This window comes from Streptococcus sp. KHUD_014, assembly GCF_051106275.1.
Classification (GTDB): domain Bacteria; phylum Bacillota; class Bacilli; order Lactobacillales; family Streptococcaceae; genus Streptococcus.
Window position 1 is genome coordinate 1,580,123 of sequence record NZ_CP193666.1, and the last position, 11,880, is coordinate 1,592,002.

The following is an 11,880-nucleotide window of genomic DNA, read 5'->3' on the forward strand; positions in this document are numbered from 1 at the left end:
TGTTTGTTCATTGGCATTATAATGGCTTTCCCATTTATTCTGGGCTAAAAGCTGCTGCTTGCTGCATTTGATAGTATTTGCCTTTTCTCGCCATGAGTTCCTCATGATTGCCATGTTCGACAATATCTCCATCCACCAAGACAAGAATCAAATCAGCATCTTGAATGGTTGATAAACGGTGGGCAATGATAAAGCTTGTCCGTCCTTTCATGAGTTTGGCAAAGGCATCCTGAACTAATACTTCCGTCCGAGTATCGATGGATGAGGTTGCCTCGTCCAAGATAAGAATCTTAGGAATGGCTAGAAAGACACGGGCAATGGTTAAAAGCTGAGCCTGACCAACAGACAAGGATTCCCCTGCATTTTCAAGCTTGGTATCATATCCCTGTGGCAATTGTTGGATAAAGAAATCCGCATTTGCTGCCTTGGCTGCTTCAATGACCTGCTCTCGGCTAGCATCAGGATTACCAAAGGCAATATTATCATGAATGGTTCCCTGCTTGAGCCACGTTTCTTGGAGCACCATCCCAAACTGCTGTCGAAGAGAAGCTCGTGTATAGTCATAAATGGAGCGACCATCTAGCAAAATATCTCCTGAGTTAATCGGGTAAAAACGCATGAGGAGATTGATAAGGGTAGACTTCCCAGCACCCGTTGGTCCAACGATAGCAACCTTACTACCAGCTGGAATATCAATAGACAGATCCTTAATCAAGATCTTTTCAGGATTGTAACCAAAAGAAACATGTTTAAAGGAAATAGCTCCCTTGACTTGATCGCTATTCAATTCTTTAAGACCAGTCTCTGTAACCTCTGGACTTTTTAGAACAGCATAAACACGTTCTGCACAAGCTAAGGCGCTTTGCAACTCGGCTAAGACTGATGAAATATCGTTAAAAGGCTTGGTGTACTGCTGCACATAGTTCAAAAAGGTCACTAAACGCCCAACCGTCAAAGTAGAACCCGCCATGATGCGCAAGGCTCCAACACCAGCTAGTATTGCATAAATAAGGGCATTGACAAAACGGGTGGAAGGATTGACTGTCGATGAATAAAAGATAGCCGACTGAGAATAACCTGCGTAGTTGTCATTTGCCTCATGAAGTCTCCCGATAAATTCTTCCTGAGCATTGAAGGACTGGATAATGGTCTGTTGGGTGAGCGATTCTTCTATCAACTGAGTCTGAATCCCCCTAGTCTCTGTCTGCTTTTGAAAGAGATGGTAGGATCTCTTAGCGATAAAGCGTGAAATGACCATAGATAGAGGTGTTAAGAGCAGAACCAAGAGAGTCATCAATAGATGGATTTGGAGCATAGCAAGGATGCTGACTAAAATCATCAAAACTCCTATGAAAAATTGGTTGAAAATCATATTCAGACCCGCTGCCAACTGCTCGATATCTGTCGTTACACGGCTGACCATTTCCCCACTACCTTGTCTATCTACAAGGGCAATCGGAAGGCGATGGAGTTTTTCAATAATTTTCTCCCGTAAATCTCTGGTATAGGAGAAAATCAGTCGATTATAGAGGAGAGGATTGGCCCATTGTACCAGCGTATTTCCAATGACCACCAGAATCATCTGGAGGAAAATCTGCCAAAATAGCTGGGATGAACCATCGACTAGGACTTGGTCAATCACCTGTCCTATCAAGATTGGTAGATAGATTGATAAGGCTACCTGAGCAATAGTACCCAAGAAAGCCAGGAAAAGAAGGACGGGATGGCCAGCTAAATCTTTTGCTAATCGTTTAAGGGTTTGACTTGCATGTTTGCCTTTCATTCTAGTCCTCCTTTCCATGTTGGGATGCATTGATTTCACGATAGACTTGGCTAGTCTCCATCAATTTCTCATGATTTCCAAGCGCTAATTGCTCCCCTTTCCCTAAAAGGAGAATTTGATCAGCAACCTTCAAGGTTGAAGTTCGTTGGGAAATCAAGATCAAGCTGGTGTTTGGTAGCTTATCTTGAACAGCCTTTAGAAGATTGGACTCAGTAATGGTATCAAGAGCCGAAGTCGCATCATCCAGGATGAGGAATGGTGCTCGACGCAAGACTGCCCGGGCAATCGATAAACGTTGCTTTTGCCCGCCTGAAAAATTACGACCACCTGCTTGAACCTCTGCGTCCAGCTGACCTTCCTTGTCACTGACAAAATCCTTGGCCTGGGCAATTTCTAAAGCCTGCCAGAGTTCTTGGTCGGAGACTGTTTCTTCCATACCCAGAGTCAAGTTGGAACGAATGGTTCCCTTAAAGAGTTCAACTTTTTGAGAAACATAGGCTATCCAGGAACGCCATTCAGAAAGATTGCGAGGACTACGTCCATCTCGATAAAGGGAAATGCTTCCCTTATCTGCTGCATAAAGGCCAAGTAAGATCTGGACCAAGGTTGACTTGCCAGAACCAGTTCCCCCGATGATTCCAAGAATTTGTCCTTGTTGCATAGCAAAAGAAATATTTCGCAAGGATGGTTGAGCAGCATCTGGGTAGGTAAAGCTCAAGTGTTCAACTCGTAAGGACTGGTTCGAGGAAGTTTCTTTTTGAACAATTTCTGCCAGTATATCTTCAGGCTTTTCAGCAAAGACTTCTTCAATCCGCTTGGCAGAAATATAGGACTGGTTGAGTGAATTAATGAGCATGGCTAGTTTTATCAACTCTATCAAGATTTGCAGGAGATAGTTAATCAGAGCAATCAAGGCACCTTGACTGAGCCAGCCTCCCTGGATAGAAATATAACCATTCCAGATAATCACCAGCAAAGTTCCATTGACGATCAAATAGGTCAAGGGGGTCAAGAGACTGGACCAGTAGCCTGTTTTCATTTGGATGGCTGTATAGACTTGATTGAGTACTTGGAAGTTCTCGATTTCTCGTTTTTCTTGTCCAAAGGCACGAATCACACGCATCCCTTGTATCTGTTGGCGTGTTTCCTGAACCAGCTGGTCTGTTTTCTTTCTCAAGCTACTGTAAAGGGGATTGACCAAGCGTGATAACACGACAATGACAAAGGTCAAAATGGCAACCATGACCAAAAACCAGAAGGTCAATTCAGGTGAGAGACGATAAGCCATAAAAATGGCACCAAAAACAATAATAGGAGCCCTTAAAAATAGGCGTAAAAATTGATTGATCCCTGTCTGAATCTGATAAGTATCTGAAGTCAAACGCGTCACCAAACTCGAGGTCGTTAAGCGGTCTCTACTATCCTTAGGCAAGGATAGAATATGACGATAGAGGTCATTGGTCAACTCCTTGGCAAATCCTACTGCTGCCTTAGCTGAGTAGAACTGAGCTACCAAAGCTACCAGAACACCGATAACTGCAAAAACAAAGAGGAGCACCATTTGCATCCAGAGGTGACCCTGATCTTTTTGGGGGATAGATTGGTCGACAATCCCAGCTATCACCATGGGAACTAAGAGTTCAAAAACGGCTTCTAGTAGCTTAAACAAGGGCGCTAGAAATGACTCCTTGAGGTAGGGTTTAAAGTAAGAAAGTAATTGTTTCATGTGTCCCTTCTATTTCCAAAATGAAGAAGGTGGAAAAACCACCATCTTTTTACTTATTCAAATATGGAAGCAGGTAGTCATAACCAGCCTCTTCCATTTCATCCTTAGCGATAAAACGTAAGGATGCAGAATTGATACAGTAACGGAGACCACCTAGTTCACGAGGGCCATCTGTAAAGACATGTCCCAAGTGAGCATTCCCTGAACGTGAACGGACTTCGATTCGCTCCATACCATGACTCAAGTCCTGGTAGTAATGAATGAGTTCCTTGGAAATAGGACGGCTAAAGCTTGGCCAACCACAGCCTGAGGCAAACTTATCCTTGGCAAAGAAGAGGGGCTCGCCAGTCGTGATATCGACATAAATTCCTTCCTCAAAAGTTTGGTCATAAGCATTGCTAAAAGGAGCTTCCGTCGCAGCCTCTTGGGTAACTCGGTAGGACTCTTCTGATAAACTTTCTCGTAAAACTGCCTGACTAGGTTTTTCATAGTGGGCTGCGTCTATCAAGGGTTTCTCTGCATCTCTCACATCGATATGGCAATAGCCTCCAGGATTTTTCTTGAGGTAGTCTTGGTGATAGTCCTCAGCCAGGATATAGTGACGAAGTTTCTCCACTTCTACTGCAATTTTACGACCGATGAGTAGTTCTTGTTCACGAACTACTGTATTGATCGTTGGTAAATCCTCTTCATCTAGGTAATAAATCCCTGTGCGGTACTGACGACCACGGTCATTTCCTTGTTGGTTGACAGATAAAGGATCAATGACTCGGAAATAATAGAGCAAAATCTCACGGAGCGAGACTGCCTTTTCATCATAAATAACTTGAACAGTCTCTGCATGATCTGTTTCTTTGATTAATTGATAATTGGTGGTTTCAACTTGACCATTGGCATAACCAACACTGGTTTGCAACACTCCAGAAATACGTGAAAAGTACTCTTCTAAGCCCCAAAAACAACCACCTGCTAAATATGTTTCTGCCATTTCATCCACCTTGACCGTCCAGCGACCGACAAAACTGGGAATCATTTCATACTCTTCGAAAATCTCTTCAAACCACGTCAGCTTCGCCTTACCGTAGATATATGTAACTGACATCGTCAGTCTTATCTACAACCTCAAAGCAGTGCCTTGAGCAACCTGCAGCTCGCTTCCTAGTTTGCTCTTTGATTTTCATTGAGTATCAGTTTCCATGTTTCATTTTCAAAAAAAGGACAGGAAGCCCTCTAATAGAGAGTTTCCCCATCCTATTGCTATATTTATTTTGCTTCGACGCGAACGCCTTGTGTATCTACTTGCAAGTCATGAAGCTTGCCTTTGAACGGCTGCTTCTCAAGCTCAGCCTTAATCTTAGGCATCTTATCAGGCTCAGCTAGAACCATGACAGTAGGCCCAGCACCAGAGAGGTAAGTCGCATAAGCACCATTTCTCTTGGCAACTTTCTTGATCGTTGCAAATTCTCTTACCAGTTCTTGACGGTAACGCTCATGGAAAAGGTCACTCTCAATAGCCTGGCCTGCTTTGACCATATCTCCAGTCAGTAGGGCTGCAATAGCCACATTGGCGATAGAACTTGCAGCAACGGCTTCCTTGTATGATAGTTTCTTTGGCAAGACACCACGACTATCTCGAGTACGCAATTCATAGTTTGGAATATAAGCTAGGAAAGCACACTCAGGAAAAGGCGCCACAACAGCTGAAACCTGACCTTCTACCGAACTAGCAATGACGAGATTCCCATAGATAGCAGGTGCAACATTATCAGGATGCCCTTCAATCTTAGTTGCCAATTGCAACTTATCGTGATCCGTTAATTTTAGGTTCCCTAATTGATTTGCTAATTCAATCCCAGCAACGATGACCGAGCTCGATGAACCTAGCCCACGCGCAAGCGGAATATCACTGACCATCTTCAGACGTCTAGGTTGGAGGTCTGGAACAATTTGTAGAGCAATCTTGAGCAAAAGATTACGTTCATCACGTGGAATCCATTTGCCTAATTGGTGCTCGATCATCCATTCTTCACGTTCCTCACAAACCTGAATTTCTAGATACTTAGTTACAGCTACACCAACCGAGTCAAAACCAGGACCCACATTGGCACTTGTAGCAGGTACAATAATCTTCATCTTAGTCTCCTAAAACCTTGAAGGTGTTGAGAAGTTCAAATTCAGCTACACCCTTCAAAGCTGCTGTAATATTTTCAAGTTGCGCCTTGTTGATTTTATGAGTGATAATGACAACACGAGCCTTGCCTTCTTGCTTACCATCTTGAAGGATTTGCTTGAAGGAAATATCTTCTTCATTAAAGAGTTCAGCCAATTTCAAGACTTGACCTTTTGAATCTGGAGCCAAGATTGAGAAATAATAATTAGCTTTGACATCTTCTGGCTTAGCCAAGACTACTGGACGGTTGTATTCATTAAAGGCTTTTCCAATTGTTCCATCATTCAAACGACGAACGATACGGGCAATATCAGCCACAACACTTGTTGCAGTTGGTTTTTGACCAGCACCTGGTCCATAGTACATAGACTCGCCGATACCGATAGACTCTACAAAGACTGCATTCATAACACCATTAACACTTGCAAGTGGGTGTTCTTTAGGAAGGAAGGTTGGTGTAACCTCAGCAGCGATTCCAGAAGCTGTTTCTTCGATAGAACCAACTAATTTCACAACATAACCAAGTTCTTGAGCTACTGCCACATCTTCTGGAGTGATGTTGCGAATTCCTTGGTGGCCAACATCTTCAAACTTGACATTCATCCCAAAAGCAAACTGACTGAGGATGACCATCTTGTAGGCTGCATCAATACCGTCAACATCATTGGTTGGGTCGCTCTCAGCAAAGCCAAGTCGTTGGGCTTCTGCCAAAGCATCTTCATAAGACCAGCCTTCTGTTACCATTTTGGTCATCATAAAGTTAGATGTTCCGTTCACAACACCAAGAACACGTGTGATTTTGTCTGATGCTAATGAGTTGACCAAGGTACGAAGGATTGGAATTCCTCCTGCAACAGCTGCTTCGTAGTATAGGGCAACATTGTGAGCTTTTGCAACCTCAAGCAATTCTGCACCATGGACTGCCAAAAGATCCTTGTTAGCTGTCACGACGTGTTTCCCTGCTTCTAAAGCACGAGTGATAAATGTTTTAGCAGGTTCGATACGCCCCATCAACTCAACAACGATCGTGATGTCTTTGTCTGACAAGATTTCATCGATATTTGTTACAAAATTAAAATCATTTCCTGCTTCAAGCAAGCGGGCTTTCTCTTGATCGTCTTTGACCAAAACTTTAGCTACTTCAATTTCTGACTGGGCTGCTTGAACAATTTTTTCTCTATTTTCCTTTAGTAAGAATGGCACACCACTGGCTACTGTACCAAATCCAAGTAAAGCAATCTTAACTGACATGTTTGTCTCCTCGAAATTTTCTAATAGTCCTATTATACCAAAATTGTGTGAAAATTCCTACCATTCTGAACTAAAAATAGAAGCACCAAATCGCAAAAAAGGGCTGGGACAAAAGTCCTAGCCTCTCATTTGTCTATGGATTGTCGAGCAAGACGCAGTGGTTGAGTGGGCTCCACTACGCTGATTTCATCAGCTTTTACAGCCCTACTCAACTGTGCGGAGGTGGGACGACGAAATCGAATTCTAACGAATTACCGATTTCTGTCCCACTCTCTCTATTTTTTATCTATTTCACAAAAGCCAATTCTTTATCACTAGACAAGTCTTCTCGATAATTGAAACCCGCAAAGCTGAGCTTTTTAATCTCTTCAACCGAAGTTACCTGACCTTCCATCAAGGCTGTTAAGAAAGCCCCTCTAGCTTTTTTAGAAATGGTTGAGTGGATTTTTAGTTTTCCATCTCTATCTTCCATGAATTTGAAGGTCACCATTTTCTCACGGATTTCTTTAGGAAAGACAGTTTCAAACTCCGAAGACAAGAGTGAAAAGATTAGTTCTTCACCCTTCAACGACTCTTCATAAGCTGACTGCCAGTGACTTTTCAGGCTTTTCCCAGCAATTTTAAGCTTCATCAAAAAGTCTAGTCTGTGAGGTGCAATCGGTGCAAAGGCTGGAATCACACCGTAAAGAGCTGACGTTATCATGAGGTGTTTCTCCAGATAGGTTTGCTCCTCCTTGGTGAAATCGTCCCGTTTGATGTTGCGATACATGAGTCCATCAAAGAGGTGCAAGGCTGGATAGTTTGTCGCAGTTTCATTTTTCAAGGCCTGGATATGGTCATACTCCTCTTGCGCCTTTTCGGCAGATATTTTGTAAAAACTCTCCAGCTCTTGGGCAGAGTATGTCGCCAATTCATCCAGCACTGCCTGACTTTCAGGACACAAGGGTTTAGCCTCTAAACTAGGGATTTCGGTGTTCATTTCTTTTGCAGTTGGGATTAGAATTTTCATAGTGTTAGTGTAGCATATTTTTTTAGGACTACCAAGGATTTGCACTTAAAAGAGAGTGGGACAGAAATCGGTAATTCGTTAGAATTCGATTTCGTCGTCCCACCTCCGCACAGTTGAGTAGGGTTGTAAAAGCTGATGAAATCAGCGTAGTAGAGCCCACTCAACCACTCAATCTAAAGACAATTGAGAGGCTAGGACTTTTGTCCCAGACTCTTCTTTCCTTATTTTGGCAATCCTAACCAGATTGCAAAGAGAACTAGTGCTGTCCCAAGGCAGCTTGTCAAGATAGATGACAGAGTAAACTTTTTCTCCTTTAGGTGAGAAAATCCTATCTTCAAAGCGAAAAGACCAAGCAACATCGAACCAATCATCAGATAAAATCCCATTTGACTGTCCTCCATTTATTATTCTTTCATTTATTATCACAAATTTCAAACAAGAGTTCAAGAAAAACAATGTTGTTTCCTTAAGCTTGAAGGATGGACCCTGATCTAGGATACAAAGCCTATATGATAATCCCTTCCAAATGATCCAATTCATGCTGACAAATCTGAGCAGGAAATCCCGTCAGGGTAATGGTTTGCTCTTGCCAATGGATGTCTCTGTAGCTTACTGTAATTTTTTCATATCGAGTTGTCGGTCTTACACCTGTCAAAGACAAACAACCTTCCTCTGTCTCGTATGCTCCTTCAAAAGATTTGAGAACTGGATTAAACATAACCATGGGAATCATTCCGATATTAAAAATAATGACGCGTTTTTGTACCCCAATCATATTGGCCGCTAGTCCAACACAGGTTTCTCGGTTGGCCTGTAGAGTATCCTGCAAATCCTTTGCTAGGGGTAAATCTTCCTGACTAGCAGGCTGGGATACCTGCGACAAAAACAAGATATCTTTTACTATTTTCTTTTCCAAGATTCTTTCCTCCATGCGATATCAGTCTACTTGATTATAGCACAAAATTATACTCTTCGAAAATCAAATTTAAACCACGTCAGCTTCACCTTGCCGTACTCAAGTACAGTCTGCGGCTCTCTTCCTAGTTTACTCTTTGATTTTCATTGAGTATTATTTCAGTTTATATTTACATAAAAACAAAAAGTCATCCGAAGATGACTTTTCATAATGCTTAAATAGCGTTTTTATCTTTTCCAAGTGCTCGTTGGACTGCTTTAACAATCTCAACAAGGACTACAATCATGAGCGCTCCAACAGCGACCACCATCCATTGAGTCAAGCTCAAGTTTGAAACGTGGAAGAGATTATTAAATCCAGGAACCAAAATTGTCACCACAAAGAGGACGAAGGCAACTGGGATAGACCAGTTAAAGGTCTTGTTGGTAAAGAGTCCCACTTTAAAGATAGATTGGTAAACCGACTTAACGTTAAAGGCATGGAGCAATTGGATCAAACCGAGAGTTGCAAAAGCCATGGTAAGGGCATCCGCATGGATTTCAGTATGACTTTGGTGCTCTGGGAAGAGAAGAGCCCAACCATAAACACCTAGAACTAGCATGGTTTGGAAGATTCCTTGATAAATGATTGCTCCGAAGACACCACCATCAAAGAAGTTAGACTTACGTCCACGAGGTTTGTGAGTCATAACGCCTGGCTCAGCTGGTTCAACCCCAAGAGCGATAGCTGGAAGCGTATCTGTTACCAGGTTAATCCAGAGAAGATGCACTGGTTGAAGCACATCCCAACCAAACAAGGTTGCAAAGAAGATGGTGAAAACTTCAGCCATATTAGCAGACAAGAGGTATTGGATTGATTTTTGGATATTTGAGAAGACCTTACGTCCTTCTTCTACCGCTACGATAATGGTTGCAAAGTTATCATCAGCAAGGACCATATCCGAAGCTCCCTTAGAAACTTCTGTACCTGTAATCCCCATACCTATACCAATATCCGCTGTCTTAAGTGATGGTGCATCGTTGACCCCATCACCCGTCATAGCGACAACCTTGCCTTCATTTTGCCATGCTTTCACGATACGAACCTTGTGCTCAGGCGATACACGCGCGTAAACAGAGTATTGCTTGAAGACTTTTTGGAATTCTTCATCAGTGAGTTCATTTAACTCAGCACCAGTGAAGACATGGTCTTCTGTATCATTTGGATCGATGATACCGAGACGTTTAGCGATAGCTTCCGCTGTATCTTGGTGGTCACCAGTGATCATAATCGGACGGATACCCGCTTCCTTAGCAACACGAACAGCTTCTGCAGCCTCTGGGCGCTCAGGGTCAATCATTCCGACCAAACCAGAGAAGATGAGGTCAGATTCAACAATTTCAGATTCCAAGGTTGGAATTTCATGACTTGTCTTATAAGCCATCATCAAGACACGAAGAGCTTGTTTGGCCAATTCTTTGTTGGTTGCAAGGATAGCATTTTTATCTTCTTCTGTGATTGGGCGAACTTCCCCATTGACTTCGATACGAGTCACGCGCTTGAGCAATTGGTCAGGCGCACCCTTGACAGCGATAAAGTAAGAACCGTCTGCTTCCTTATGAATGGTAGACATGAGTTTACGGTCTGAGTCAAATGGCAATTCAGCTACACGTGGCTCATCCTTCAAGACTTCACGAACATCAAAGTTGTGGTCCAAACCAAACTGTACAAGAGCTGTCTCCGTTGGGTCCCCAATCAGCTTGCCAGATGGGTCCACCTTGGTATCATTGGCAAAGTTCATGATACGAAGGGTATTGTTGCTAGTCGCAATTTCAGCAGCTGAGCTTTGCAATTGACCGTTGGTATAAACTTTTTCAACCGTCATTTGGTTCATGGTCAAAGTACCTGTTTTATCAGATGCAATGATTTCTGTTGAACCAAGCGTTTCAACCGCTGGCAATTTACGGACGATTGAATTACGTTTTGCAAGGGTTGTAGTTCCCAAAGATAGAACGATAGTTACAATGGCAGGAAGCCCTTCTGGAATAGCCGCTACTGCAAGGGCAACCGCCACCATCAAGCCTTCTAATGGATGTTCTCCACGAACAAAGACACCAACCAAGAAGGTAATTACTGCAATCACAATGATTAAGTAAGTCAAGGCCTTAGATAATTGTTCCAAGCTTTGCTTCAACGGTGTCTCTGTCTCGTCAGCATTAGCCAACATATCTGCAATCTTACCAACTTCTGTATACATACCAGTATTGGTTACGACACCAATACCACGACCGTATGTTACGTTTGAGTTTTGGTAACCCATATTAACGCGATCTCCGATACCAGCATCTGCTTCAACAAGTCCTGTCACATCTTTTTCAACTGGCACAGACTCCCCTGTAAGAGCTGCTTCCTCTATTTTAAGCGACGCTGCTTCAAACAAGCGCATATCTGCAGGTACGACATCCCCTGCTTCAAGCAAGACGATATCTCCAGGTACCAATTCTTTTGAGTCAATCTCAATCACATGACCATCACGACGAACACGAGCCATTGGGCTAGACATATTTTTCAGAGCTTCAATGGCTGCTTCTGCTTGCCCTTCTTGGTAAACCCCAAAGGCAGCATTCAAGACTACAACAGCCAAGATTATAATCGCATCTGTTAAACCATCCATCCCTTCTGTAATCACAGAAAGTGCCGCTGCCGCAAGCAAGATGATAATCATCAAATCCTTAAATTGATCAAGGAATTTAGCTAGTAGGCTACGTTTCTCTCCCTCTTCCAACTCATTACGACCATAAGTCGCTAAGCGTTCTTGAGCTTGAGCAGTTGACAAACCTTCGATAGATGAGTCCAAATTCTTTAGGACTTCTTCTGAGGTCTGTGTGTAAAACAAGTCTTTATTTTGTTCTTTTGACAAAACAGTCTCCTCCTTTTTGGCCTCTTTTTACAAAAAAAGAGACCTGTTTTTTAAAAAAACAAGTCTCGCTGTTTAATATAGTGCCGGAAATAATTCGTAATGACGACACTATCGCGGTTAACCGCC

The 11,880-nt window shown here is 42.8% G+C and carries 9 protein-coding genes; all 9 read right to left on the reverse strand.

Annotated elements, in window-relative coordinates; genetic code table 11:
* Window positions 1-34 precede the first annotated feature (34 nt).
* The 9 genes from ACORHT_RS07630 to ACORHT_RS07670 all read right to left on the reverse strand — a co-directional run bounded on the left by ACORHT_RS07630 (window position 35) and on the right by ACORHT_RS07670 (window position 11,754).
* Window positions 35-1,783: an ABC transporter ATP-binding protein gene (locus ACORHT_RS07630; RefSeq protein WP_414321280.1), complete on the reverse strand. Its 1,749-nt coding sequence runs from the start codon at window positions 1,781-1,783 to the stop codon at window positions 35-37.
* Between the two features lies 1 nt (window position 1,784).
* The gene (locus ACORHT_RS07635; RefSeq protein ID WP_434349920.1) at window positions 1,785-3,509 is read right to left on the reverse strand and encodes an ABC transporter ATP-binding protein; all 1,725 of its coding nucleotides are present in this window, start codon (window positions 3,507-3,509) and stop codon (window positions 1,785-1,787) included.
* A gap of 49 nt (window positions 3,510-3,558) precedes the next feature.
* Window positions 3,559-4,497 (reverse strand): peptide-methionine (R)-S-oxide reductase MsrB, encoded by a 939-nt coding sequence (gene msrB, locus ACORHT_RS07640; RefSeq protein ID WP_434350835.1) that lies wholly within the window; start codon window positions 4,495-4,497, stop codon window positions 3,559-3,561.
* Window positions 4,498-4,772: 275 nt separating this feature from the next.
* Window positions 4,773-5,642 (reverse strand): homoserine kinase, encoded by an 870-nt coding sequence (gene thrB / locus ACORHT_RS07645; protein WP_223338675.1) that lies wholly within the window; start codon window positions 5,640-5,642, stop codon window positions 4,773-4,775.
* Window position 5,643: 1 nt separating this feature from the next.
* Complete coding sequence (locus ACORHT_RS07650) at window positions 5,644-6,930, reverse strand: homoserine dehydrogenase (RefSeq protein ID WP_434349921.1); 1,287 nt, start codon at window positions 6,928-6,930, stop codon at window positions 5,644-5,646.
* A gap of 286 nt (window positions 6,931-7,216) precedes the next feature.
* On the reverse strand, window positions 7,217-7,939 hold the full coding sequence (gene yaaA, locus ACORHT_RS07655; RefSeq protein ID WP_434349922.1) for a peroxide stress protein YaaA: 723 nt from the start codon (window positions 7,937-7,939) through the stop codon (window positions 7,217-7,219).
* Window positions 7,940-8,160: 221 nt separating this feature from the next.
* Window positions 8,161-8,325, reverse strand: a complete 165-nt coding sequence (locus tag ACORHT_RS07660; protein WP_214261590.1) for a DUF3953 domain-containing protein — start codon at window positions 8,323-8,325, stop codon at window positions 8,161-8,163.
* Window positions 8,326-8,444: 119 nt separating this feature from the next.
* Window positions 8,445-8,855: a peptide deformylase gene (locus tag ACORHT_RS07665; RefSeq protein WP_434349923.1), complete on the reverse strand. Its 411-nt coding sequence runs from the start codon at window positions 8,853-8,855 to the stop codon at window positions 8,445-8,447.
* A 214-nt stretch (window positions 8,856-9,069) separates the two neighbouring features.
* A complete protein-coding gene (locus ACORHT_RS07670) occupies window positions 9,070-11,754 on the reverse strand; it encodes a cation-translocating P-type ATPase (RefSeq protein WP_434349924.1) in 2,685 nt (894 codons plus the stop codon).
* Window positions 11,755-11,880: the final 126 nt, after the last annotated feature.

Coding starts and splice junctions, on each gene's coding strand:
- ACORHT_RS07630 (WP_414321280.1), bottom strand. CDS start 1,783: ATGAAAGGCAAACATGCAAGTCAAACCCTTAAACGATTAGCAAAAGAT.
- ACORHT_RS07635 (WP_434349920.1), bottom strand. CDS start 3,509: ATGAAACAATTACTTTCTTACTTTAAACCCTACCTCAAGGAGTCATTT.
- msrB (WP_434350835.1), bottom strand. CDS start 4,497: ATGGCAGAAACATATTTAGCAGGTGGTTGTTTTTGGGGCTTAGAAGAG.
- thrB (WP_223338675.1), bottom strand. CDS start 5,642: ATGAAGATTATTGTACCTGCTACAAGTGCCAATGTGGGTCCTGGTTTT.
- ACORHT_RS07650 (WP_434349921.1), bottom strand. CDS start 6,930: ATGTCAGTTAAGATTGCTTTACTTGGATTTGGTACAGTAGCCAGTGGT.
- yaaA (WP_434349922.1), bottom strand. CDS start 7,939: ATGAAAATTCTAATCCCAACTGCAAAAGAAATGAACACCGAAATCCCT.
- ACORHT_RS07660 (WP_214261590.1), bottom strand. CDS start 8,325: ATGGGATTTTATCTGATGATTGGTTCGATGTTGCTTGGTCTTTTCGCT.